At 41.4% G+C, this 26425-nt stretch carries 22 protein-coding genes and 1 pseudogene; 15 read left to right on the top strand and 8 right to left on the bottom strand.

The window, feature by feature from the left end:
- Position 1: 1 nt before the first annotated feature.
- Genes Xentx_RS08815 through Xentx_RS08795 form a run of 5 tightly spaced genes read left to right on the top strand, consistent with a single transcriptional unit; the run spans position 2 to position 8434 of the window.
- Entirely contained in the window at positions 2-1189 is a 1188-nt protein-coding gene (locus Xentx_RS08815) for an MFS transporter (RefSeq protein WP_074019885.1), read from the top strand.
- Positions 1190-1205: 16 nt separating this feature from the next.
- Complete coding sequence (locus tag Xentx_RS08810) at positions 1206-2273, top strand: hypothetical protein (RefSeq protein ID WP_074019884.1); 1068 nt, start codon at positions 1206-1208, stop codon at positions 2271-2273.
- A gap of 20 nt (positions 2274-2293) precedes the next feature.
- Positions 2294-4705 carry a hypothetical protein gene (locus Xentx_RS08805; RefSeq protein ID WP_074019883.1) on the top strand — a complete coding sequence of 804 codons (2412 nt, stop codon included), beginning with the start codon at positions 2294-2296 and terminating at the stop codon, positions 4703-4705.
- Positions 4706-4715: 10 nt separating this feature from the next.
- Positions 4716-7229, top strand: a complete 2514-nt coding sequence (gene pigE / locus Xentx_RS08800; RefSeq protein WP_074019882.1) for a prodigiosin MAP biosynthesis aminotransferase PigE — start codon at positions 4716-4718, stop codon at positions 7227-7229.
- Between the two features lie 38 nt (positions 7230-7267).
- Positions 7268-8434, top strand: coding sequence for an acyl-CoA dehydrogenase family protein (locus tag Xentx_RS08795; RefSeq protein ID WP_074019881.1), 1167 nt, complete (start codon positions 7268-7270; stop codon positions 8432-8434).
- A gap of 53 nt (positions 8435-8487) precedes the next feature.
- Here Xentx_RS08795 and Xentx_RS08790 read toward each other — a convergent pair whose 3' ends face one another.
- The gene (locus Xentx_RS08790) at positions 8488-9702 is read right to left on the bottom strand and encodes an MFS transporter (RefSeq protein WP_074019880.1); all 1215 of its coding nucleotides are present in this window, start codon (positions 9700-9702) and stop codon (positions 8488-8490) included.
- On the bottom strand, positions 9692-10729 hold the full coding sequence (locus Xentx_RS08785) for a helix-turn-helix transcriptional regulator (protein WP_074019879.1): 1038 nt from the start codon (positions 10727-10729) through the stop codon (positions 9692-9694). Before Xentx_RS08785 ends, Xentx_RS08790 begins: the two co-directional genes overlap by 11 nt.
- Before the next feature lie 672 nt (positions 10730-11401).
- On the opposite strand from Xentx_RS08785, the gene Xentx_RS08780 reads away from it, so the two are divergent.
- On the top strand, positions 11402-12151 hold the full coding sequence (locus tag Xentx_RS08780; protein WP_083600922.1) for a sterol desaturase family protein: 750 nt from the start codon (positions 11402-11404) through the stop codon (positions 12149-12151).
- An 18-nt stretch (positions 12152-12169) separates the two neighbouring features.
- The gene (locus Xentx_RS08775) at positions 12170-13324 is read left to right on the top strand and encodes a PrpF domain-containing protein (protein ID WP_074019877.1); all 1155 of its coding nucleotides are present in this window, start codon (positions 12170-12172) and stop codon (positions 13322-13324) included.
- A gap of 219 nt (positions 13325-13543) precedes the next feature.
- On the opposite strand, the gene Xentx_RS08770 is transcribed toward Xentx_RS08775, so the two are convergent.
- The 4 genes from Xentx_RS08770 to Xentx_RS08755 form a co-directional block, all read right to left on the bottom strand.
- The gene (locus tag Xentx_RS08770) at positions 13544-14317 is read right to left on the bottom strand and encodes an amino acid ABC transporter substrate-binding protein (RefSeq protein ID WP_074019876.1); all 774 of its coding nucleotides are present in this window, start codon (positions 14315-14317) and stop codon (positions 13544-13546) included.
- Between the two features lie 56 nt (positions 14318-14373).
- On the bottom strand, positions 14374-15138 hold the full coding sequence (locus Xentx_RS08765) for an amino acid ABC transporter ATP-binding protein (RefSeq protein ID WP_074019875.1): 765 nt from the start codon (positions 15136-15138) through the stop codon (positions 14374-14376).
- Positions 15116-15817 carry an amino acid ABC transporter permease gene (locus Xentx_RS08760; protein ID WP_074019874.1) on the bottom strand — a complete coding sequence of 234 codons (702 nt, stop codon included), beginning with the start codon at positions 15815-15817 and terminating at the stop codon, positions 15116-15118. The genes Xentx_RS08765 and Xentx_RS08760 overlap by 23 nt, the downstream gene beginning before the upstream one ends.
- Before the next feature lie 163 nt (positions 15818-15980).
- Complete coding sequence (locus Xentx_RS08755; RefSeq protein ID WP_074019873.1) at positions 15981-16748, bottom strand: amino acid ABC transporter substrate-binding protein; 768 nt, start codon at positions 16746-16748, stop codon at positions 15981-15983.
- A 239-nt stretch (positions 16749-16987) separates the two neighbouring features.
- Between Xentx_RS08755 and Xentx_RS08750 the strand changes: the two genes are divergently transcribed.
- The 3 genes from Xentx_RS08750 (at position 16988) to Xentx_RS08740 (ending at position 19308) form a co-directional block, all read left to right on the top strand.
- Positions 16988-17668 carry an AzlC family ABC transporter permease gene (locus tag Xentx_RS08750; protein WP_074019872.1) on the top strand — a complete coding sequence of 227 codons (681 nt, stop codon included), beginning with the start codon at positions 16988-16990 and terminating at the stop codon, positions 17666-17668.
- The gene (locus tag Xentx_RS20095; RefSeq protein WP_074019871.1) at positions 17665-17997 is read left to right on the top strand and encodes an AzlD domain-containing protein; all 333 of its coding nucleotides are present in this window, start codon (positions 17665-17667) and stop codon (positions 17995-17997) included. Before Xentx_RS08750 ends, Xentx_RS20095 begins: the two co-directional genes overlap by 4 nt.
- A 408-nt stretch (positions 17998-18405) precedes the next feature.
- Complete coding sequence (locus Xentx_RS08740) at positions 18406-19308, top strand: pepsin/retropepsin-like aspartic protease family protein (RefSeq protein WP_074019870.1); 903 nt, start codon at positions 18406-18408, stop codon at positions 19306-19308.
- Between the two features lie 254 nt (positions 19309-19562).
- Here Xentx_RS08740 and Xentx_RS08730 read toward each other — a convergent pair.
- Positions 19563-19699 (bottom strand): annotated as a pseudogene (locus tag Xentx_RS08730) (DUF4277 domain-containing protein); the annotation flags it as partial.
- Between Xentx_RS08730 and Xentx_RS08725 the strand changes: the two are divergent.
- The 5 genes from Xentx_RS08725 to Xentx_RS08705 all read left to right on the top strand — a co-directional run bounded on the left by Xentx_RS08725 (position 19700) and on the right by Xentx_RS08705 (position 23207).
- Positions 19700-20107, top strand: coding sequence for a hypothetical protein (locus Xentx_RS08725; protein ID WP_074019869.1), 408 nt, complete (start codon positions 19700-19702; stop codon positions 20105-20107).
- Positions 20108-20204: 97 nt separating this feature from the next.
- Positions 20205-20474: a ribbon-helix-helix domain-containing protein gene (locus Xentx_RS08720; RefSeq protein WP_074019868.1), complete on the top strand. Its 270-nt coding sequence runs from the start codon at positions 20205-20207 to the stop codon at positions 20472-20474.
- The gene (locus Xentx_RS08715) at positions 20471-20788 is read left to right on the top strand and encodes a type II toxin-antitoxin system RelE/ParE family toxin (protein ID WP_074019867.1); all 318 of its coding nucleotides are present in this window, start codon (positions 20471-20473) and stop codon (positions 20786-20788) included. The genes Xentx_RS08720 and Xentx_RS08715 overlap by 4 nt, the downstream gene beginning before the upstream one ends.
- Before the next feature lie 400 nt (positions 20789-21188).
- Complete coding sequence (locus Xentx_RS08710; protein WP_083600921.1) at positions 21189-22946, top strand: colicin-like bacteriocin tRNase domain-containing protein; 1758 nt, start codon at positions 21189-21191, stop codon at positions 22944-22946.
- 12 nt (positions 22947-22958) lie between these two features.
- Complete coding sequence (locus Xentx_RS08705; RefSeq protein WP_074019866.1) at positions 22959-23207, top strand: colicin E3-like toxin immunity protein; 249 nt, start codon at positions 22959-22961, stop codon at positions 23205-23207.
- A gap of 314 nt (positions 23208-23521) precedes the next feature.
- Here the strand turns inward: Xentx_RS08705 and Xentx_RS08700 are convergent, their stop codons facing one another.
- Positions 23522-26419 (bottom strand): valine--tRNA ligase, encoded by a 2898-nt coding sequence (locus tag Xentx_RS08700; protein ID WP_074019865.1) that lies wholly within the window; start codon positions 26417-26419, stop codon positions 23522-23524.
- Between the last annotated feature and the right edge of the window lie 6 nt (positions 26420-26425).

Genomic DNA, 26425 nt, shown 5'->3' with positions numbered 1-26425 from the left:
TATGGCGATTCAAAATGAAGCCCATAATAAAAAGATGGAGTTATCGCTGGGATTTATTTTAGTACTAGCGATGGCACTGCCTATGCTGATTCTTTATGCTAGTGGAGCATTGGCTCCCTTTATGTTACAGGAGGGTGAGATTGACCGCGAACTGCTGGGAGGATTTACGCTAGCAGCATTTGGTGTAGCTGCTATTTTATCCTTATCCGCTGGAAGATGGGTGAAAAAATTAGGTATCCGTTGGGCAAGTATTACGTTGTTTTTGTTCACTGGTGGAGCATTTGCAGCATTGGTTCTAGCAAATCATCCTTGGCTGATGATACTGGCAATAGCAGTCTGCGGTATTGCGCAGGCTTTGGCAAATCCAATGACCAACCAGGCCATTGCGACTCAGGTGACACCTACACATAAATCGTTCATGGTGGGATTAAAGCAATCTGGAGTTCAACTCTCCGCATTGGTGGCAGGGACGATTTTGCCATGGATGGCAGCACAATGGGGATGGCGGGTAGCGTTAGGTGCTATTGTTCCAGTGTGTCTATTCATGGCGATTTTAGCTGCGATCTGTGACTGGCAGCCAAAAGTGACTATTCCACAGATGAAATCCCACAAAACAGCACAATTGAACACAATAAGTATGCTTATGTTAATGCAAGGTTGTGTTGGTATTGTGTTGGCAGCCTTTATTACCCAGGTACCGATGTTTGCTTCTCAATTGGGAATGCCTATTAGTCAGGCTGCATTTCTTGTCACATTATTCGGGTTGATGGGCTGGATCTCTCGTTTGGTGCTGACGCCTCTGGCAAGTCGCTTTAAGCAGGAATCCGATTTATTGGCTTTATTGTTTGTATTCGCATTTCTTGCTTTACTTGCGACATTTAATGCCTCCCCACAAAACCTCTGGCTGGTTTATGTCGGGGTGATTGGGATTGGTTGTACGCTTGTAGCAACCAATGCTCTGGCGATGTCTATGATTCTGCATCATGATTGTTTTGGTGAGATACCCACTGCATCTGGACGAGTTTCTTTTGCATTTTTTGGTGGGCTGGCATTGGGATCATTGCTTTTCCAGTGGGTGGTGGCTTATTTTGGATCGACATGGGCAGGAATGGTGTTCATGTTAATACTATTAAGCTTCAGCTTTCTTGCAGTGCTCCGTTTGCGCTGGTCTTTGTCACAAATGATGTAAGCAGAAGGCACTCATTATGCACTTCGATTACCAGAGGTTGATTCATAAATTGGCAATGTCTGTGGCTAATATTGAGAAACAGATTGCTCCCCGTTTTCCTTTATATCGACTTATCGATAGTCCGTCATGGATGACGTCATCTCGTGGCTCTTGGGTTGCCGGATTCTGGACGGGGAGTTGTTGGCTAGCAGGTTATTTCTCAAATCATCCTACTTTGATATCCCGTACTCAATTCCGTTGGGATCAAATCCAAGCAGGGAAGTATGTTCAGTCTATATTTCGGGCGATGAATGCTTGGTACGGATTTGGCCCCGCGTTGCGTTTAGTGAATGATGCTCGGGCTGGCGAACTTATCCTCCAATTTCAAGAAAAACTGAGTCAGACCTTCGCTCCTTGGCAGGGCTTTCCTGTTGGGACTGAAATGGGAGGAGGAGAATATGGAAACAACTGCCTATCAATAGATCCTTGTGCCGCATTGGTTGAATTAGGAGTACATCATCATTGGCAGAAGATGCCACAAGCACATGCCCAATTAACTGCCCATCAATTAATTCACCCTTCAGGAAAATTTTATACCCACAGTCATTTTTGTCTGTCAGAGAGTTCAGAAAAATGGAAGCCAGTGGGAGAGGCAGGCAGTTGGCCACGTGGACAAAGTTGGGGAATGTTAGGAATGGCCTGTGCTGCTTTGTATAATCCAGAAACATTTCTCCACGTAGCGGAATTATCTTGTAGTGTATGGTGGCAAGACTATTCCGTTCATTCTTCCGATGTGCCAAAGACGGGGCATTATAAAGATCCTGTTATTGATCCTTCTGCAACACTGATCATTGCTGTGGCTTTTTTTAAGCTGGATGAAGCCTGTGGCGGGCATTCTGTCTGGTGGGAAAGAGGCAAAGTTTTACTGCATCAGGTACTCACTTATCCCAGTTTTATCGAAGAGGACGAAACAATCAGGTTTGTTGGATGTTGCTATACCACTTCTGAAAATAACCAAGAAATTACAGAAATGCCTTATGGTTACTTTTTCCTATGTCAGGCTTTGCTTGTCGCTTCAGGTACGATCAAAGCTAGTACATTCTGATGAATAATTATGGAGAGCCTATGCATCATTATATCGGAATTTGTGTGGTCGCTCAGTCTCAAATTGTAAGTCAAGGTGTGAAAGAAGCAATTAACAAGTTGGAATTGTCAATTGGCACTGAATCTGGTGACTGTGGAGTTTGGGAATCCAATTCAGCAGTTTCGGTTGACTTTATTATGACTTACTTGCTTCAGCAAGCCAGAGAATATTTGCTGGCCTATCAGAAAAAACATCAATTTTCTTTTCATGTTATGACCTATGAAACATTGGATGAAGCTTTGGCCGATATGGCATTGCATCCAGACAGAACACTCGATCTAGTGATTGCTGATGATCTGTTTTTACAGCATGGGGATTACGAACAGGTCTGTCATCAGTTTTTCCAGTTGCTTGAGTCGAACTCTGGGAAATTTTCTCCCTACTCTTGTTTGTTTTCGTTGTCAGAAATGACGCAGGATAGTGCACAAGTACAAATGATGGATTCTGTGACGTTCAATATTAGGCAGTCTGATCCGCTGGTTTGGGAAATACAGGTATTAAAAAACCTGATGGATCATTTGGATAATGTTTATATTAATCCCTTGCTCGTTAGAGCAACGACTTCTAAATTGATGACCTCATCGATGGCACAGTTTATCTATGATTATATGGAGTACCATTTCCAAGAGCGTTGGGACTTTCACTACTATACTGGGTCGATGATCTCTGGGTTTATCGATTCCATGCTTCGCTTATGTGATAATACATCTACCTTGTGTGAAAGTGGGCCAAATGAGCACAGCCTGGCTGTTTCTGCACTTTGTGGCTGGCAATTTTATCAGCATGGTTATGTGATTGCAGCGACTTCAGGTATGATTGATGAGTTTCGTGGCACATTATACAACCTAAAGCGTGCCCATGCGCCAGGTATCATCATTTGTGCAGATAGTCCTGGCAATAGCTGGTACCCATTTCAAGGTACGATGCACCAAAATTATGATGGCAGGAAATCGATTGAAGCCAAAGGAATTCCGTGTGTCTATATTGATGATAGAGCGACCTTACCTGAGCGGTTGAGTGAAATCGGTGCTCTATTACAGTCACAGCCCGGTCCCGTGTTTATTTTGGCAACCCAATCTGCTTTGGAATGCACTCTGAAATCTGAACAGTTGCCCTATCCAAATCAGTGGAGTCTTTTGTCTCCACGGATTGAGGATAGTGAAACGTCCGTCATAGATGCCGTGATGTTTCTGATCAATCATGACAAGCGTCGTATACTGTGGCAATGTTGCCATTTGGCAGATCAAGAACGTGAACTGATTTATCAGATTGCTGAAAAAGCAGGAATAGCGTTAGCAGATGCGATGATTTCGCCGGGGGGGATCAGTGATTACCATCAGCAAAAGCTTGTTAGTAACTATATCGGAACGTTGTCGAACTACGGCTTCAGCCGCAGAATATTTCGTTATTTACATGAGGGACAAGAGCTTGCTGCACCTGAAAGCCAGAGTATTTTTTTCCTCAAAAGTAAAGTCGATGAAGCATCCTCGCCGCTTTCTCCCAGTAAACTTAAAAATAAATGTCATATTATTCAGGTGAACTGTCGTTCAGAACACATGTCACCTTACACTGATTTGGCTGTACATAGTGATTTACTCCCGTTCTTAAAAACAGTGCTCGCCCGACTTAATGTGGATGAAGAGGTGCTTGCTTATCGTCGTCGCGAACTGGCACGAGTCCAGAATTGCCCTGACACAACGCCGATAGATTGGCTGCCACAGATGCCGATGTCACCCAATTACTTTTACGCCCACTTAGGGAAACAGTTGCATCATCTGATTAGTAAGCAGGGATTTGTCTATACAGGTGTTTATGATGTAGGGAGATGCGGAGTCAGCGCGATTCGGAATTTACCGAAAACAGGAAAAGGATTTTCCGGTTGGTATGGTCGAGCACTGATGGGAGATGCGTTGATGTCATTGCCCTATTTGGCTCGCACATCATCTCAGAATATTCTGGCATTTATTGGTGATGGTGCCAGAGATTTAACTCCAAACATCGAACATCATATTGAGCGAGCATTGATGCAAAATCCACATCGACAGAAGATTAATATTTCTGTGTTTTATTTGTGCAATGGTATGCTGTCGATGATTCGATCATATATCGATAAGCGAAGTGCAACCAATGAGATAAAACAGTCCTCTCTTGTTGCATCATCGCGTTATCTAGCTCTGGTCACGACTTCTAATGTCCAGATTTCCTCTGAGCCACATGGAACAATACAGGTCATTCGTGAGCGCTGGGCAACTTTTGATGCAGCCTATTGTGAAACTGTGTTAACAACCCCTCAAGCTATTTATTTTATCGACGTCATGCTCTCACATAACTCCGATGGGGATGGGCTAAGCCTGCTCTCTGAAGCTGCATGGCAATGTGTCAATATAGTATAAGGAATGTAACGTGAAATTTGGTTTTATTGCACATCCTACATCAGTACCACTTAAGCGACATTCAAAGTTGATGGATATGTTTATCCGAACTTGCCGTGATCAAGCTCAAGGATTTCAGCCGAATATTTGGCAGCATGAAAACTTAGTTCCTTTTACACGATTTGAAAAAGTGATTAGTGCAACGGGAGCCACCTGTAGTGGGATCATTCATTACATGCCATTAACTGCCGAAGAAATGCTAACACAGCCTAAAGTGATTACTGAGCGTGTAGTTGCAGGAATTAGTCAACTTTGCGAAGAAGGTGCTGAGTTGGTGGGGCTAGGTGGATTCACGGGTATTGTCGGCCAGCGCGGTTTACAAACAGCCGAACAGGCTGTAGTTCCGGTGACGACAGGGAATTCTCTGACAGCTTATGTGGCTTACCGGAATGTAATCGATACACTGGCAAATTTAAATATAAGTGAAGATGAGGCAGAAATAGCCATTGCTGGCTATCCAGGTTCCATTGCACTCGTGCTTGCCCGCTTATTACTGCCTTTAGGGGTTCGCTTACACCTGGTGCATCGTCACCGTGAAGCGGTTACCGAAAAATTGTTGTCTTATCTGCCCGAAACCTACCACGCTCAGATACGGCTGACAAATGATATTAGCACATGTTATCCAATCGTTTCGTTCTATGTCGCGGCAACCTCCACTGGTGGAGTTATTGACCCTGCCAGATTAAAACCTGGTTCAGTGGTGATTGATGTGGCACTTCCCCGGGATGTTTTGCCTCAAGATGAACCAAGGCGAGATATACTCCTGCTTGATGGGGGATTGATTTCTGCCAATGATCAGATCTCTTTTGGCGGATCTCAGCCTGAGTTTGAGCCAAAAATGTTTATGAATGGATGTCTGGCTGAAACTCTGATTCTTGCTCTTGAAGAACGGGCAGAACTCTATTCTATCGGCAGAGAGTTAGATTGTAATAAGGTTCTCAATATTGGAGAGATTGCCTTGAAACATGGTTTTAGTCCGGCCCGGCTTGCCAGTCTGGGAAGGCATGTAAAAGAGCAGGATTGGGTGGCGATCCGACGTTATCATCATCCTCAACCTCCAGCAGAACTGATTTCTCATCCTAGTATTTCGAATTTCCGGGAGACGGTAGAACGTTTCCGCCAGTACATCAACCCTGAAATGATCGATTTCTATGAATATAATCATCTGGAAAGAGTATTTGTTAAAGGAGAAGGACTCAAACTGACTGATACACAGGGAATTGAATACTATGACTTTATTTCTGGTTATGGATGTGTAAATGTTGGTCATAACCATCCGGCCATTGTGGCAGCAGTAACAAATTATTTAGCCCATCAACAACCTACTTTTATTCAATATGTCTCGATTCCATATCAGGCGTCACTATTGGCAGAAAAACTGTCTAATATAGCACCGGGCGCTTTATCACGAGTATTTCTCAGTAATTCAGGGACAGAAGCCGTTGAAGCTGCAATAAAATTGGCACTGGCCGCATCGGATAAAAGTACATTGCTATATTGCGAAAATGGATATCACGGAAAAACCATGGGGGCTCTCTCCGTCACAGGAAGGGAGAAGCACCGTAAGCATTTCGAACCTTTGTTGAGCCAGTGTCATGCTATTCCATTTGGGGATGTCGTCGCATTGGAACAGCAATTGAAATTGGGCAATATCGCTGCGTTTATTTTGGAACCTATCCAAGGTGAAGGCGGTGTCATTCTTTCCCCTCAAGGCTACTTGCAAGCTGTGCGTCGTCTTTGTGATCAATATGACTGTTTGCTGATTTTGGATGAAATCCAGACGGGACTGGGGCGTACTGGAAAAATGTTCTACTGTGAGTGGGAGCAGGTGTGTCCTGATATTCTGACTCTATCGAAATCGCTGTCTGGCGGTGTCATTCCTATTGGCGCCACAATTTCGACCCCTAAAGTGTGGGATGCGGCTTATGGCAGTATAGATCGATTTATATTGCATACATCAACATTTGGCGGAGGAAATCTGGCTGCTGCTGTTGCTTTGAGTGCACTTAAGTTGATTGAAGAAGAAAAACTGGCCGAAAACGCTATAGATGTGGGATCCTATTTGAAAAAATTATTACAGGACGTTGCTGGCGACTATCCGTTTGTGAAATCGGTTCGGGGAAAAGGCCTCATGTTAGCCATTGAGTTCGAGCAACCCTTTGCTGGAAGTGTTGCTGCCACAGTTAATGAGTTGGCTCACCGTTTCAGTTGGGATGCTGTTGGAACCTACTATCTGTTGTCAGATAAAGCTAAATACCATATTGATGAGGCCCTGCATGAGATAGAGCAAGGCATGGAAGATATGTTTGTTTTGCGCATTGTCACTAAGTTGGCACAAGAACACCAGATTTTAACATTTATGACCGCAAATAGTAACCGTGTGATGCGGATTCAGCCACCACTAACCCTTACTCACGATGATGCTAAATATTTTGCTGAGGCATTTCGTCAGGTTTGTGAAGATATGTCGACATTTCATTATTAGATCATCTGAATTTATCTGGATGTCAGAAGGAATGAGTGATGACTCAGTTAACACTAGACCAGCATGTGCTGGTCGAAAAAGCACGTCGCTTTACTTGGGAACACCTTGTGTCATTGGAAAACACGGTGACTCAACAGGGAGGAATTGAGCCGGAGCAAGCCAGGACTCTGATGAGATTGGGGCAGGAATCAAAGTTGTTTGCGACCAATATTGATTCTAAGTATGGCGGTGTCGGACTGAGTACATTTGAAAATGTACTCATTCAGGAACAATTGGGGGTGACAAAAGATGTTCTAATCAGGCGGGCAACGGGAAATATCTATGAATGTCTGATGCTGGGTACAGCGGCTCAACAGGAACGATACTTATTTCCAGCACTGAAGGGAAAGCGTTGGTGCTCGCTAGCTGTTTCTGAGCTTGAGGCTGGATCTGATGCAGCTTCCATTAAGACCTGTGCAACTAAGAGCGATCAGGGGTGGGTGCTTAATGGCCGAAAAGCGTATATCAGTGATGCCGAATACTCAGACTATTTTATTGTGGCAGCGAAAACGGCTCCTGAACTGGGGGCGAAAGGGATTTCTCTGTTTTTAGTAGACAAAAATGTGCCTGGCTTCTCTCTCGGGAAGAGTTTTAATATGATGGGATTTATTGGCACTAGCCATAATGAACTGATATTTAATCAAATTCATGTGGAAGAAGACTCCTTACTGGGTGAGATGAATCAAGGATTTAAAATATTATGTCAAACTCTGGGAAGGGCACGTCTTGCGAAAGTTGCTGCACGTGGTCTGGGTAAATGTGTGCGTTTACTTGATCTGATGACAGAACATGCCAAGCAACGTCACCAATTTGGAAAACCTATTGTTGAAACTGGGAATATTCGATACATACTTGCAGATTGTGCTATTGAGATTCGGGTGGCGCGAGCATTGTTGTGGGAAACAGCTAGACGAATGGATAAGGGAGAATCGTGTCGTGAAGAAATTTCGATGCTGAAAGTGTTTGTTACCGAGCTGCTGGGGAGAGTTGCCGATCATGCCGTTCAGATTTTTGGCGCTTCAGGTTGCCATGACGGGCATTTAATAGAAAGTTTTTATCGCGATGCACGGTTATTCAGAATTATCGATGGAACATCTGAAATCCATCGTAATATTATTGCTAACTCTTTAATCAAACAGGGCGCACCTATTATTGTTGATGTGTAGTGTTCTCCGAGGGCTCTATTCCAATCTGTTTCAGAGCCCTCATGATGATTAGTTTATTGTAAAATCAGCCTGTTTTTTCGCTGATAAATCACAATACCTAGTGCTACAAGGAAGAATATCATTGAGAACCAGACAGGTAGGGTCGGTGTATATTGATAAAATATAACTCCCATAACAGGTCCGGCAGCCCATCCTAGTCCCTTGCCGATCAAATTAATTGAGGCTGCATAAGCCTGATGTTTTTCACCGACGGCCTGACTCAGCAACGTAAGGTTGGCAGGAATAATCAAACTCATGGCGCCTCCCAGACAAACCATCGCAATCAGCATACAAATATAGGTGTTGCTTATCGCAAGATATATCAGACTCAACAAACCGAAGAAAAATCCAATGATCATGAGTCGACCTGCGTACTTAGTAGTGAAATTAGTGAATATAACTTGTCCTGCTGCCATACTGATCATGGATGAAGTCAACAGTTCCCCACTTCCTTTTAAAGCCTCTTGAGTAGAAAACCCAAGTTGATCTTGTAATCTGAGACCGGTGGTCTGCTGGAGCATGCCATAAACCAGTAAGACGCAGAATGTTATTAAAGCAAAGGGTAAAATCGAGTTGTGTGGCTGGGGGTATGAAGAACAAGGGAGTATGGTATTCTGTGGTGCATGGGATAGTGGACGTGTTTTCAAAAAACGATGCCCCAAGCTAATGATGAGCATAATTACCCCCAAAATAAACAGCGCTGATGGAAATTGTGTTATGCCGGAACTCATTGCAAGATAGCCACCGATAATGCTGCCAAAGCCAAATGTTGCTCCAATAACCCCCATTCCTGAAAGACGTTCGTGGTGTGAAGTTTGGTTTACAACATACGCTTGTGCGCTGGGCATAAGTCCTGCAACACCAATAGATTGAGTCAGTTTTAACAGCAAGAACAAGGAAAAAAGCAGTGGGATAGTAAGTTCAAGGGATGTGTGAAATTTGATCACCCCAGCAGTTAATATCAGAAATAATGCAGTGCTCACAATTCCGATGACTACAGGCGCTTTTTGCCCATATTTATCTGTATAGCGGCCCCAGAAGGGAGCAAAAATCATCATGCTGAAAGCAGAAACAGAAAGTAATGTTCCTGTCAACAATTCATTGATTCCCATAGTGCGCCCTATAATTGGGAAACCAATCATAAATAGACTGTGTGCTATAGCGTTCCCAAGAAGCATTATCATCAGAGGAAATAATGAAAGATAATGAGTCGGTAATTTAATCAACATGATACACTTCCTTACTGAGATAATTGGTTCGATAGGTAACAGGGGTGCAACCTTCATGTTGACGAAATGTTTGTATGAAATGGCTGGTGCTGCTGAAACCACATAAATGTGCTATAAAAGTGATACTATATTGTCTATCTTGAAGATACGTTTTTGCAAGCTGTAGCCTATATCCTCTTAGCCAGTCAAAAACAGTTTTTCCATAATTTCTTTTAAAATTCTGATTAAGCCGAGTATGACTCATTCCCACTTGTTTTGCCAAATCGTACAAGGTTGGAGGATTAGTCAGTTCAGCTATCAGGATCTCGCGAGCTTTTTCTACCGCAGTACTTTGATAACAACATGGGTCTGAATGATTTTTTGAGGTGATGGAAATATATTGCCCGAGAGGAAGTAACCAGTGTGAAATGAGTTCTAGGGCCCTGCCCTCTGCTTTTATCCGATCAAAAGGGGTTCTAAGTGGGTTCTCGACCAGAGGAGCAATCCATTCATCATTATCCTGTTGTATTGCCACATGGGACACCTCCAGATTAAAGATTGACATAAGTTGTTTATCATTAGCTGAAAAGGCGCGTTTTAAACGTTCTGTAGGAAATTTGAGAACGGCCATTTCATGTCGGAGATTCGGTGTGCTAAGGCGATATAATGCAGGGTTATGAAGATGATGAAGATTAAATAACCAAATATCTCCTGCACTGATCGTGTGGTTTAATTGTGTTGCTGAGAAACCTAGATGACTTTTTCCTTTCAGGCCAAAGATCATAAGAGTAGTGTCATAAAGGTAGTTACTCTTAGAAAACAGAGGTTCTTTTCCGTAATAGTAGCTTTTGGTGAAGTAAATTTCTTTACTAATATTAAAGCAACGAAAGTTACTTTGTCCCTGTTGTTTTGGGAGATAAATATTGTACCAACCCATATTTCGGCATTCTGAATCGGAATGCAAATTTTGTGTCACAAGATTAACTTTACAATCAATAGGTTGTTTTTTACTGATGTTTTTAGTTGATTTTTTTGAAATCACATTCATCGTTTTAGCTCATCACAAGTGATAATAAGAATTATTATTGATTTTATTCTTATCCAACATTGAATATATAATTGTCTAGTATTTTTAAAATGTTATGTGATCTTTGTCAGTGTATTTATAATATTATGGATGAAAATAATTATGAGTTGTCTGACTGATTAAGTTTCTTTGGGATAATATAACGACTAGCAACAATATTGTCTTATCTATCTTTGGGGAATTAAATGTTATATTCCATAGTTTCTGTTTATATAAAATTTAAGAAGAGCGTAACAAATAATGTTCTTTAGTTTTACTACTGTCGCAAGAAATAAGCAGATAAGGGTCATGACTTCAATGGTTATATCTCCTATAAAGAAATAATATTTTGCAAGGAAAATCCTTTCCGTCTACATCCAACATAACACCTTGAATCCAAGAGTCGCGCTCCAGAAGTGATCTCCAATAGAGTTGGGCAACCAGTATTGAGGGTATTAGCAGGTATAGTCATGAACCTCCTAATAACTGCTTCAGTTTTTTTCTGAAAAATAAATAAAAGACAGTATAATTAGATGGTTATATTGATATTTAACTATCAATTACTAAAAATATACCCCTTGTTTATGTTTTATTGAATGTATATGAAATATATTTTTCCTTTCTTATGATTATGTATATTTATATCTAGGGAGTATGATGATTAATTTCTTTCTTGTGTTGTGGTTTTTATTCTTTTTTATTTTTGATATTGTCTTTTATATAAGGAAAAATTACATATCGGATGTTTATAACTGCCATTGGAAGAATAATTTTTTCAATTTTTTATTAACAAAAATAATTTCATTTCTGTTTCTTGTGCCTCTTGTTGTTTATGCAAGCACCCATTCTTTAACGCATATATTATCCCATGCAGGAACAATTCTTTCTACAGTAATAGGTATTATCATTCTTGATTTTTCTGGATATCTTTTTCATCGTATTAGCCACAAAAATAAATTTATGTGGAAGTTTCATGAAATTCATCATCTTGATGAAATTTTGGATGCAACAACAGGGCTTAGAATACATTTTATGGAATTAGTTTTCCATGTTTTTTTTAATGTTATCATTATTTGGCTATTGGGAATATCGATAGAGGCTATTCTACTTCACTCTATTATCAGTTTTGTTATTGCTATTTTTCATCATTCAAAATTAAAGTTTTCAATTAAATTTGAAGAAAAACTCTCTTATTTAATTACAACTCCACGATTCCACGAACCTCATCATGATAAAGAATATAAAAATAACAATGCTAACTATGCGTTTATATTTTCTATTTGGGATAGGTTATTTAAAACTTATCATAAAGAAACCTTTAAGAGAGACTGGAATTATGGGTTGGCCTATCAACGAGAGGTAGATATGTTTGAATCTATAATAAGGCCATTAAAGAAAAACTAACTTATTCATGGTAATAATATGAAAAAACTATCTTTTCCCATTCGAATTCCTCTCTATTATGTGAGAGGTGGAACTTCAACCGGTATCGTTTTACTACAAAAAGATTTGCCAGAAAAAAAAGAACTTAAGGAAGAGATCCTCAGGCATATAATGGGAGTTCCCCTGGAAGGAAGAAATGAAAATAATAAACAACTACAAGGATTAGGCAGGGGAATAACCACCAGCAACAAAGCCTTTATCATTGATATCGATTATCAATCTAAACAGGTGATAAGTACTTTTGCACAACTTGAAAAAGAGAGTAGTACCGTATCGTGGGAGATTAATTGCGGAAATATGACTTCATCAATACCCTTGGTGATAAGAGATCTGCCGGAAGAAAAATGGTTAATGCCTGATGGGAAATTAAGTATTTTTAATACAAATACCAATAAGAATATTGTGTGCACGATGGCGAATGTAGCGCCTAAATACCAACTGGCACATATACCTGGCGTTATTGGTGATTTCCCAGAAGTTAATGTGTCATTTGAAGATCCCGCATGTTCAAAAACAAAAGCTCTTTTTCCGACAGGAAACTTGATTGACAAAGTTAATGGTATTCCAGTCACTTGCATCGATGTTGCTGTACCAATGATTATTATCAACGCAGAAAGTTTAGGGATTACAGGTTACGAAAATCCCGATGAAATTAAGCATAATAAAGTATTACAAGAGAAAATCATGGAAATCAGGATAGAGATGGGGATTAAAATGGGAATTCGTAAGAAAGATGGCGCAGTGATGAATGAAAAGGAGTTAAGCGAATCTATCACTCATCCCAAAGTTGCCATTATTGCTCCTCCTTTATCCGAAGGGAATATTAATATCAGATACCTTACTCCCAAAGATGTTCATCTCTCTATTGCGCTATCCGGTGGGTGTTGTCTAGCTGCTGCTTGCTGTTTCCTTGGAACTGTTGCCAGTCATATTTATTATTCGGAGAGAATTAACGGCAACGCTACTGTACGGATTGAGCATTTGTCTGGAATATCCGAGTTTAGCACCACTCATGATGGTGAGCATATAACGTATGCGAGCGCGCAACGAAATGCCCAAATTCTGATGAAAGGTGAGTTTTTTATTTATAATCCCAGTGATGAATTAATCTTGTCGCATGTAATACCGGATTGAAGAAGATCTCATGGAGCAACCTAAGTGTATGTACCAACTATAATGTTGTAGTTGATTGGGGTATAAATTTTCTTTTTATAGTATTTGGTTAAATACTTTACTGTATTTAACTATATTAATTGCTATTAATAAATAATGAAGATTTATGAAGGGGGCGTTTTTTAATATAAATAAGGCGGTTTTATAAAAATACCGCCTTATTCTCAGGTAAAGAAAAATTTATTTGGAAATATCCACGCCAAAATAGTTCTCAGAGATACGGGCATATGTACCGTCATCCTTTATCTCTTGCAGGGCTTTATTAACTGCTTCCAGTAACTCAGCATCTCCTTTACGCAGTAAGACTGCTGATTTACTCGCATCGGTTTGCTGGGCAACAATTTTTACTGGTGCATTAGGGCGCTGTTTTTTGAAGTCAAGGAATGACAGGCGATCATTGAGTGTGGCATCAGCGCGTCCGGTAGCGACCAAATCAATGGCCTGGTTAAAACCATCTGTACTGACCAAGCTAGCGCCGTAAGACGTTGCCAATTGCCCGTAATTGCTGGTCAGTGATTGGGCTGAGCGTTTGCCTTTAATATCCGCGAAGGTTTTAATATCACTGTTATCGTTACGGGTGATCAACACAACCTGAGAAGTCGTGTAAGGAATGGAAAAACTGTATTTCGCTGCCCGTTCTGGGGTGACACCAACCTGGTTGATAATAGCGTCAAAACGTTTAGCATCCAATCCGGCAATCAAACCATCCCATTTGACTTCCATAAATTCAGGTTTGACATGCAAACGCTGTGCGATTTCCCGTGCGATATCCACATCAAAGCCGACTAATTGATTGCTGGCATCGTGGTAGGTAAAAGGAGGATAAGTGCCTTCCGTGCCAATCTTAAAGATGCCAGAGGCTTTTATGGCGTCAAAATCTTTGCCGGCATATCCAGGAGCAGAAATAGCAAGGACAGTTGCACTTGCCAGTAACAGACTCAAAATTTTTTTCATTGCGTTTCTCCAAGCAACAGTGTTTCTCCGAATAAATAATGTACCGTGACTGCCCGCTATATTTCCCAGTCCGGTAAGGTTTCTGTCAGGGTTGAGATAAACTCGACAGTACGTACCTTATCAGGGCGGGTAAAGAGGGTTTTTGCCGCCCCCGATTCAATAATCTCACCAGATTCCAGAAATACGACATCATGAGCAAGATTAGCAGCCAGGCGCAGATCATGCGTTGCCATTAACATGGTGGTGCCTTCTCCTGCTAATTGTTTTAAAACTGAGACGACTTCTTTAGATAATTCAGGATCAAGTGCCGATGTTGGTTCATCGCACAGCAGCACTTTGGGGGAAGGTGCCATCGCTCTGGCGATTGCTACACGTTGTTGCTGGCCGCCCGATAGTGTACTCGGCCAAACATCCGCTTTGTGGGATAATCCGACTTTTTCTAGCAACGCCAGCGCCCGTTCTCTGGCACGTTCGCGGGACCATTTTTGTACCCAAATCAGCCCTTCCATAATGTTTTCAATCACCGTCAGATGAGGGAAAAGCTGGAAGTTCTGGAATACCATGCCAGTTTGCAGGTTAAAACGTTGGATTTCCCGATGTGGCAATCGCTCCTTACCGGTAAAGGTGATCTGCTCTTTACCAATTTCCAGCTTGCCAGCCTGTGGGATCTCCAACAGATTAATACAACGCAGCAAGGTACTTTTTCCGCTACCGGAAGGGCCAATAAGTGCCGTCAGGCTGCCTTCCTTGATGGTCAGGTTAATATTTTTCAGCACCTTCTGTCCGTCGAAATTTTTTTCAATGTTGGTAAGCTGAATCATCTTTGGCTTCCTTATTACTGTTTTGCTGGGCAAATTTCTTTTCTAACCGAACTTGCAGTGCTGACAATACTGAACTCAAGAGCAGGTAGAGAATGGCGGCCTCGGTATACAGGATTAACGGTTGATAGGTGACGGCGGCGATGCGCTGTGCCGCCAGAAACATTTCTGGCACGGTAATAACGGAAGCCAGAGAGGTATCTTTTACCAGCGAAATAAAGGTATTGGACAAAGGAGGAATTGAAACCCGTGCCGCCTGAGGCAGAATGATCCGGCGCAGTGATTGCCACCAACTCATGCCGATAGAGTGAGAAGCTTCCCATTGCCCCTTGGGAACAGAAATCAGTGCGGCACGGATCACTTCTGAGGTATAGGCACCGACATTCAGGGTAAAGCCGATAACGGCGGAAGTGAACGCTTCCAAAGTAATGCCTACGCTAGGCAGGGCGTAGAAGATCAGGAATAGCTGAACCAACAGAGGTGTACCGCGGATCAACCAGACATAAAACCGAACGACAGCAACCAGGGGTTTAGAACCATATAGCCTGATTAAAGCAACCACAAACCCCAATGAAATTCCAAGAGCAAAAGTAATCAGCGTGAGGGGAATAGTGAATGTCAGGCCGGCGTAAATCATCGGCCATAGAGAATCCAACGCTAAATCGAGCCATGATGGAGTCATAGAACCTTCCTGATAGATATTAAAAATATGTTTATTTTTTATGTGGTTGTTTTAATGATGATATGGCAAGAAAAGGTGAACGCTATATACAATAAAGTTATAGCTTAGAACCTGAGATAGACTTTAAGAGCCTATTCCATCAGGCCCTTGTTTTAATGATTGTTCAGTTGTTTTCAGCGAAATATTTATCCCAGATACGTTGATAAGTGCCATCCGCTTTTATCTCAGCAATGGCTTTATCTACTGCGGTTTTTAATTCAGTGTCGTTCTTACGCAATAGTACGGCAGTTTGTGCTGCCTGGGTATCTGCGGCAACAATTTTTACCGGAGCATCCGGGCGATGTTTTTTGTAATCGAGGTAAGAAAGTTTATCGTTAATGGTGGCATCAGCACGGCCTGTACTTACCAGATCGACTTCCTGATTAAAGCCATTAGTGCCGATAATATCGGCGCCATAATGTCTGGCGATCTGGGCAAAGTTATTGGTCAGAGTATGCGCCGATTTTTTCCCTTTTAAATCGCTAAATGTCTTAATATCGTTGTTATCTTTTCGGGTAATTAGTACAGCTTCTGAAATAACGTAAGGTAAAGAGAAACTGTATTTTTTCTCACGTTCCTGTGTAATGGCGACTTGGTTCATCACGGCATCGAAACGTCCGGCATCAAGCCCACCAATCAAACCATCCCATTTTCCTTCAATAAATTCAGGCTTCACTTTCATGCGCTGAGCAATTTCACGACCGATTTCCACATCAAATCCGGTCAGGTTTCCTGAGGTGTCATGATAACTGAATGGGGCATAGGCACCTTCAGTCCCAATCCTGAATATTCCTGTGGAATGAATGTTATCAAGAGTAGATTGTGCATAAGTAAAGTGGGTGAAACCCAATTGAATAATGCCTGCCAATAATATATTTAATACCGCTTTCATGTTATCTATTTCTCCGAGGGGAATTATTGTTTTTAAAATTATTTTTACTATAGCGGTAATATCATAAGCTTTATATATAAAATAAAGTTATATCATATCCTGATGTGATTTCTAATCAATAAGGTTTATATTGATTATCGTTTAATTATATTTATCATAAAATTTATCGATTTCTCAGTTACCCTAAATATAACGTTAAATATAGGTGCCAAGTGTTGAATTCACTCTTTAGGAAAGGCATGGTTGATTCTTTGCCTGTTTGTATCTCTTTTTTCCTTATTTTTACTTCGATTGGTGCTCTTTATCAAAGTCACGGTATTCCATTAATGGAAACGTTAGTCGGATCATTGTTGATATATGCTGCACCATTACAAGTCGCTGCGGTAGGTTATCTGACTGATGGGGCGATACTTTCTGTTATTATTCTGGCCTTACTGATCAACTTCCGCTTTTTCTTGATGGCAATGGTGATGTCACAATATTTTCATGGCATCCCTAAGCGAAATATTTTGCTGTCGATGCTGGGATTTAGCGCCAGCACTTATACAGTGACACATTCACATCTCTCTGCGGAAAATATCACGGATGGAAAGTCCCAATTTCATTTTTATCTGGGCGTTGCTGTACCCTGTTTTGTGATTACATTTTGTGCCACTTTGCTGGGGTATATTTCGGCCGAATATCTGGATTATGGTTCCCTTTCGCTGTTCCTCGTGATGTTGGTTCCCATCCATTTTGCCTCCCTGACTGCCAAGCGTTCGGGCAAGGATATGTCTGTCTTGGCGACAGTGATGGGAGGGGGTTGCGCACCATTATTGAATGAAGTAGATATGAAATTAATGGATCTGGCAGTCCCTGTTTTATGCGGAATAGTGATTGCGTTTATTGAACGGAAAATCAGAAAGGATAGAAGATTATGATGCTGTTGATCGTATTGATGGGATTAATGAGTTTCATATTAAGAATAGCTCCTTTTTTAGTGAATCATAATCGCTGGTTTAAGGAAAAGGGGCTGCTAATTACTTCCCTGGATTATGCCATCTGTTTTATCCTGGGGACGATTATCGTTAATATTTCATTGAATAATTTATCCCTCAGTGAATTAATTGAACATTTTAATATTAAATATGTTTTCGCATTGATTACGGTGATGTTGGCTTATTTTATTAGTAAGTATACGAGATCAATATTAAAAAGTTTAATGCTTTCCCTGCTATTTTTTATGTTGATGCAATGCTTGTTTAATTAATCTTATATCTGAATCCTGGTTAAGCCGTCACTAAGATATCCATTTCTAAGTAGGTAATATTAATATTTAGTGACGGTTTTTTCTTGACAGAAAGTTTTGATTCTGGAATAGGTGATTAGTTCAAGATTCATCCAAATCTCAGGTTGCTTACCCCACAGTGGTCGATAGCACACTAATTTTGTATTGTAACTCAAATATATATAACTTGTTGATTTTTGTTTAACATTTGTGTATGTTATTAACCCTATCCTCTAAGAGTCATCTGGAGTCTCGGTATGACATCTAATTAAAAAAGCAATGCGGCTTTTTCTCAGTCGCGCCGCATCACACCTGATTGCGGCCGGCATCAGTGAAGAAACGATAATCGAAAATATCCATATCCAAGAATATAAAGAGTGAGCTTGAACAATGGTAAAATTTAATTATTGGTTAGCAATGCTTTTATTTTTTGCTTTTGCCACATTTTCAGAAAGTTCCCTTGCTAATATAAAAAGAACCGTAACACTAAAACTGAATTTTGATGAATATTTTGTTCCTTATACGACATTTATCATTGATGGTCAGCCAGTATATGCAATGGTTGATACTGGCTCTTCTATGGGCTTTCACCTTTATGAATCTCAGATAAATAAAATAAAAGGACTCAAAAAAGAAAGTACTTATCACAGTACAGATTTAACCGGAAAAGTTCAGGAGAATATAAAGTATCTGGCTCATTCTCTGGACATAAATAATATGAGATTTAAAGATGTGATCGTGACTCCATTTAAGCAATGGGGGCTATTGGTTTATAACAAAGGAAAATTACCAAATACACCTGTTGTAGGTCTCGGCGCTTTTAAAGGTAAACAGATAACACTGGATTATATATCTAATACACTAACTATAGCGGATAGTCTTACTGATAAAAAAAAGAATACTCCAAAAGGTTTTACAGAATTTCCTTTCCAAATATCCTCTGAAGGAATGGCTTTTGATGTCGAGCAATCCGGCCATAAATACCGCGTGATTTTGGATACAGGTGCTACAGTATCTATAATATGGCGTGAGAGACTTAAGTCCTACATACCAATAAGCTGTCTCTCGGTTAATCCGGAAATGGATAACAAAGGATGTGAAGCTACAATGCTCACAATGAAATCGACAACTGGAAAACCGGAGCAGTTTAGCGCAGTCATTGTTGACGGACATTTTCAACATATGGGGAAAATTGACGGCATCATAGGAAACAGCTTCCTTAGAAACCGAAAAATAATTATAGATTTTAAAAATAAGAAGGTTTTTGTTTCTAATGAGCACAGAAAAGAATGAAAATTTAATCTATCGTGCCGAAGCTTTACAACACAAACGAGAAGGATGGCTTGGTGCATCTTGTCTGAATATTCCATCAAGCCTCTCCATGTGTCTGCTAACAGGCATGCTAACTTTCGTTTTTATCGTATCAATAATTACATTTGGCTCTTACAGTGAAAGGGTAAATATCACCGGTACTGTTGTTTATGATCCTCCGGCGGTATCATTAATTGCACAAAATGATGGTGCAATTATTCAATCACCCCCCGCTTCATTAAACGCGAAATCGGCTTGTGTTAAAAAAGCCGGAAAACATGTGCAATGTCCGGCTGTGAAACCCCATCCCGTTAAAGATCATCGCTAGAAAAGCATCGCTGTGAGAGACCGTGTGCGCTGAATATTTGGGGATGTGCAGCCAGAATATAGAGATAACATACCACTGACAAAACGATATTTGGAATTTGTAGCAGACGCATTAGGACAACAAGTTGGGGAAAATAGCCGATATCATCTGGTAGATAAATTTCCAAATATTGTCATTCAGGACGATGAGGACGAGGAACTGGATGATGAGGTAGAAATTGAGGATGAATTTGAACATGAACCAGAACAAAGAGCAAAACCAGATAAAATAGCTGAACATCATATAGAACAGCCAAAACCAACAGAACGCCCACGATTTTCCGCACCACATCGCCGTGATGATGGCCAATGGGTAATTAGATTTGAATATTTTGGCCAACACTATTCATGGGTTGGTAATGCTGAAAATATCAAAGAGGCTATGGTTCACGCGTGGCAGGCGTATTTTGATTAATATTGAACAGCATGGATTTAAATTGAGCTATTAATTGGGCTACAATAATTATTGTGATAGGATTAAATCCTACTTAGTCTAATTGGAGATCAACACTATGCGAACCACAAAACAAATGAGCATTACCCTGCCGAACGAGATGGCTGAAATGGTGAAAATTCGGGTCAGTAGTGGTGAATATGCAACTGAGAGTGAAGTTATTCGAGAAGGATTACGAGCATTGTTGGCGCGTGACAGAGCAGTTGAAAACTGGCTAAATAATCAGGTTGGCCCTGCCTATGATGCTCTAAAATCTGACCCATCACGAGCCCTCAGTATTGATCAGATTCGCGCTCGTCTGGCGGAACGGCACGGGCATTCAAAATGAGTCATTCAGTCATATTTTCACCTGAGGCAGAAACTCAGATAATTGAACTGTATGATTACATTCCAATTCATTCTTCGCCAAATATTGCTATGCGATACACTGAGTCTATTGTCAGTTACTGTGAGAGTCTATCTACGTTCCCCCATCGTGGCACTAAACGCGATGACGTTCGTCCAGGATTGAGAATCACCAATTATAAAAAACGTGTGGTTATTGCGTTTGTAGTAGAATCAAATTTTGTCTCTATCCTTGGTATGTTCTATGGCGGACAAGATTATGAGGCGTTATTACACAGTGATAATGATAACCATTAGAAGTGGGATCGCGGTCCCACTTATTCTTCAATAATCTCACCACTCCCCAAACATTTAGGGCATTCCTGTACCGCCACCATGACAGACACCACAGGCCGATTCATCTGTTAAATCCAGTCCAGTTCCTGACACGGCACGCAGATTTGTTCAAATTTATCTGCCCGCACGCACTCGTCGCAAATTACTTTATTTAACATATCTAATTCCCAATAATTTGAATATTTAAGTTTTTAGAATACATGTTTTGTTCTGTTAATCATACAGTTAAATGAAGTGAAATTTTTATTTGTATATTGTTAATATCATGAACAAGAACGGTAACTATTAATTTATTTATCTATTTAGTAACCGTTTATAACACACCGAATTTAATGATATTAATTAATAAAAAGGAAAAATAATGCACGATACAATGACTGTAACATCACCAGGACCATCTAAGGATGCTGGCTGGGGAAATGAAAATGGCTTTGGCGATTATAACGGTGGCGGTAGCTCTGGTGGTTATAATGATTCCAATCGTTCAGCCGGTTACGCTGTGGCAGCCCTCAGTATGGCTAGACCTGGTATTCCAGCGCTGGCATTTCCAGTCAACGGAGTTTTAAGCGCAACACTTAGTATTGGTACTCTTGATACAGGTTTTATGAACCCGGGGAATTACATAGACAGTGCCAAGCCCTTTGCTACGCGCCTGGCAGATTCAGCTTTAGGAATAGCTAGGTTTGGCTCACGTTTTGCTGGCCCTGTAGCAGGGATTGCATCACTGTTGTTAGACCTGGAATCAAGAAGACAGGATCTCATTGAAAATATTGCAAAAATGGAAAGGGAAGCTATTGAAAATACTAGAAATAAAGCGTGGAATCGTTTTGGTATAACGGATGTTTATCAAGTGACAGCACTGCCGGTAACAACATTGTTTGTGGGTTCTCTTGCGATGGATGAAATTAATGCAAAAATTCGTGGAAAAAATGCAGTTATTGCAGATGTAGTTGTTCAACCTGTCGTTGATACAAAAAATCAACAGCGCCAAATGGCGATTATCAGAAATCCGACTAGCGTTCCTGTGGTAAAAGCAGAAAGAACATCGACACATTTTATATCTAATGATTACACTGCTCAAGTTGTTGCTGGAATGAAACCTATGGTAATCCAGATTGATAGTGCTAAGACCAATGTGTCCAAAAACCAATCAGTAGTCCCTACTCCTGCAGTTGAGGTGTTTTCATCAGCACTGATGTCTGATACCTCTCATGCAATTATTGATTTTGATGGCAAACATGAGCCTATCTATATTTCCGTTTCCAAAACGCCTACTGTGGAAGAAGAAAAAAAACAACTGGAAGAGGCAAAGAAAAGAGAACAGGAATGGTACGCTGCTCACCCATTATTAGCTGCAACATTAGAACTTCATGAAGCTCAGACAGAATTTACAAATATTGATAGTGTATATCAGGATAAACAAAATCATCTGAACCAACTTTTGAACTCACCAGAAGGACTCACATTAAGTGACCCAGTAAAAAATCCTTTGGTGTTCCAACAAAACGAATTTCAACGTAATTTTATAAGAAAAGAGGTTAAAATAAATGATAGAAGCCTAATTAATATTTTATTAACGAGAGGGGAGACGCCTTATTTAAAAGAAACTGTAGCCAGAACAGAAAAAGAACCAGGCTATAGATCTGAGACACTTCTTGCAACACAATCCTTTTATTTACAGCTTGGAGTAAGATTAGTTAATGCTCATAGAAACATTGAACAAACAAAAAGAGACCTTGCTCCTCTAATGGAAAGCCGCAATAAAGCGGAAAGCAAGAAAAAAGAAAAAGAACAAAAAGTCTCGGAAGAAAAAGAAAAACAACGTAAAGGTGTTCAGCAAGATGGTCACAAATATTATCCTGCTCCAAAAACTGAAGATATTAAAGGACTAGGTGAATTACGAAAAGGACCTGCAAAAACACCAAAACAAGGGAGCGGCGGAAAACGAGCTCGATGGATTGGTGAAAAAGGACGTAGAATTTATGAGTGGGACTCACAACACGGCGAACTGGAAGGCTATCGAGCCAGCAATGGAGAACATCTTGGCTCTTTTGACCCCAAAACTGGTAATCAATTGAAACCTGCAGACCTAACACGTAATATAAAAAAATATCTTTAATGGAGAAGAATCATGGGAATTAAATTAAACTTAACTTGGTACAATAAAACAAATGAAGAATTTGCTGGCGAAGAATATTCAAAAGATTTGGGGTACGATAATTCCATCATTGAAAGTTGTGGCCTACCATTAAATGATACACTGAATAACGGCGTATTCGATGTGTTAGATACATGGGTTCCTGTTTTACAATCTAAATTTAGTCATTCAATTAATTTTGATAAATATATTTATCAAATTTCTTTTGATTATCAAGAGTAATTGTTGGCTAAGGTGGGACCACGGTCCCACTTTAATTAATCAATTTTCAATTATAGTGATATCAATGACCTATCCGCAATTGCGAATTTCCTCTTTCAACCACAGTACAGTCTACCCACAAAATTTTTCGCGGATTTCGCCCTATTTAAATCATCAAACAGCCATGCAGCAATATTAACCGCTGCGTTAATATCCTTATGATGCCCCATTCTGCGTGCAGGATACTATACTGTTAATGCAGAATAGATAGCACAAAAAAGCCACTGCAAATTACATTACAGTGGCTTATATGAAGAAATTTCAACTAGGAAAAATTATAGTGCAGCGATAGTCTCTTTTTGCGCCAGTAATTTCTCTTTTGCGACATTGTTGGTTGCCAGACGTTCGCGCTCTTTGGCAACAACGGCTTCCGGTGCACGGCTGACAAAACCTTCATTAGCCAGTTTGGCCTCAATGCTGTCGATTTCTTTATCCAGCTTCTCGATTTCTTTATCCAAACGCGCCAGTTCTGCATCTTTATTAATCAAACCGGCCATTGGGATTAAAACTTCCGCCCCATTGATCAGTTTAGTGACAGAAACAGGTGCTTCTTCTCCTGCCGCTAATACGGTAACAGAAGAAAGGCGCCCCATTGCCTGAAGGAAATTGAGGTTTTCAGCGACACGGCGTTGTGCATCATCATTTGCATCACGCAGCAGAACTTCCAAAGGTTTGCTTGGCGCGATATTCATTTCTGCACGAATGTTACGTACTGCAATGATCGCTTCCTTGATCCACTCCAGATCGTTCAGTGCCAATTCATCAACTTTCGCCTGATCGAATGCAGGGAAAGGTTGCAGCATGATGGTATCCGCCTCGATGCCTTTGACGACTTTCACTCGTTGCCAGATGGTTTCAGTGATAAATGGAATGATTGGGTGTGCCAGACGCAGCAAACCTTCCAAAACTTCAATCAGGGTATGGCGAGCCGCACGGACTTCAGCTTCTGTACCTTTGTTGATTGCCGGTTTGGACAGCTCCAGATACCAGTCACAGAATTGGTTCCATGTGAATTCGTAAAGAATGTTCGCGGCGATGTCGAAACGATAAGTATCCAGTGCTTCACGATAAACTTTAACGGTCTGGTTGAATTCTGCCAGAATCCAGCGATCTGCCAGTGACAGCGACATTTCACCACCGTTCTGGCCGCAATCCTGTCCCTCAGTGTTCATCAGCACGAAACGGCTGGCGTTCCACAGTTTATTACAGAAGTTACGATAGCCTTGCAGGCGCTTCATGTCCCAGTTGATATCACGACCGGTAGAAGCCAGCGCTGCCAGAGTGAAACGCAGGGCGTCAGTACCGTGGGCTTCAATGCCTTCAGGGAACTGTTTTTCGGTACGCTTGCGGATTTTCTCTGCCATTTGTGGCTGCATCATATTGCCGGTACGTTTTTCCAGCAGGTTTTCCAGCGAGATACCGTCGATCATATCCAGAGGGTCGATAACGTTCCCTTTGGATTTTGACATCTTCTGGCCTTCTTCATCGCGGATCAAGCCAGTCATGTAGACTGTTTTGAATGGCACCTGTGGCTTGCCGTTTTCATCTTTAATGAAGTGCATGGTCATCATGATCATGCGGGCAATCCAGAAGAAGATAATGTCAAAGCCACTGACCAGCACATCAGTTGGATGAAAAGTTTTCAGTGCTTCTGTCTGCTCAGGCCAGCCGAGGGTAGAAAATGTCCACAGTCCAGAGGAGAACCAAGTATCCAGTACGTCTTCATCTTGGGTCAGAATGATATCTGTACCCAAATTGTTCTCGCGGCGAACTTCTTCTTCATCGCGGCCAACATAGACATTGCCTTGTGCGTCATACCACGCTGGAATACGGTGACCCCACCACAACTGACGGGAAATACACCAATCCTGAATATCACGCATCCAGGAGTAGTACATGTTTTCGTACTGTTTTGGTACGAACTGGATATCACCGTTTTCAACCGCTTCAATTGCCACTTTCGCCAGTGGTGCGGTACGAACATACCATTGGTCAGTCAGCATTGGTTCGATCACTACGCCACCACGGTCGCCGTAAGGAACCGTCAGGTCATGAGGTTTGATCTCAACCAGCAGATCCTGTTTTTCGAATTCGGCCACAATCGCTTTACGGGCAACGAAACGTTCCATACCACGGTATTCGGCAGGGATGTCGGTCGGGTAGTGATCAGAAGCTTCGCCGTTGCTATCGAAGACTTCTGCGGCTTCGCGAATATTGCCGTCGAAAGTCAGGATGTTGATCATTGGCAGGTTGTGGCGCTTACCGACTTCATAGTCATTGAAATCGTGGGCTGGGGTGATTTTCACGCAGCCAGTGCCTTTTTCCATATCTGCGTGTTCATCGCCAACAATAGGAATGCGGCGGTTCACCAGTGGCAAGAGGATTTCTTTGCCAATCAGATCCTTATAACGTGGATCTTCCGGATTCACGGCAACACCGGTATCCCCCAGCATGGTTTCTGGGCGAGTTGTGGCAACAATCAGGTAGTCTTTGCCTTCCGCAGTCTTAGCGCCGTCAGCCAGTGGATAGCGCAGGTGCCACATGGAACCTTTCACTTCACGGTTTTCGACTTCCAGATCAGAAATCGCAGTGCGCAATTTTGGGTCCCAGTTAACCAGGCGCTTGCCACGGTAAATCAAATCTTCTTGATACAGGCGAACAAAGGCTTCTTTAACCGCTTTGGACAAACCTTCATCCATAGTGAAGCGCTCACGTTCCCAATCTACGGAGTTACCCAGACGGCGCATCTGGTTGGTGATATTGCCACCCGATTCTGCTTTCCACTGCCAAATCTTGTCGATAAAAGCTTCACGGCCATAATCATGGCGGGTTTTACCTTCTTCTGCCGCGATCTTGCGTTCAACAACCATTTGAGTCGCGATACCCGCGTGGTCAGTCCCCGCTTGCCACAGGGTATTTTTACCCTGCATACGTTGGTAACGCACCATGGTATCCATAATAGTCTGCTGGAATGCATGTCCCATATGCAGGCTGCCAGTGACGTTTGGTGGCGGAATGACGATGCAGAAACTTTCACGGCTGGTATCGCCATTCGGCTTAAAGTAACCACTCTGTTCCCAGTGGTTGTAAAGGGGTTGCTCTATCTCTGTCGGGTTGTATGTTTTATCGAGAGATGGCTCAGATTGCGTTTGAGTAGCGGGTGTCTTTTCCATTGTGTC

Origin of the sequence: Xenorhabdus thuongxuanensis (assembly GCF_001908095.1) — a bacterium.
Classification (GTDB): Bacteria; Pseudomonadota; Gammaproteobacteria; order Enterobacterales; family Enterobacteriaceae; genus Xenorhabdus; species Xenorhabdus thuongxuanensis.
Note: the sequence above shows the minus strand (reverse complement) of the source record. Positions and strands in the feature narration are given on the sequence as shown.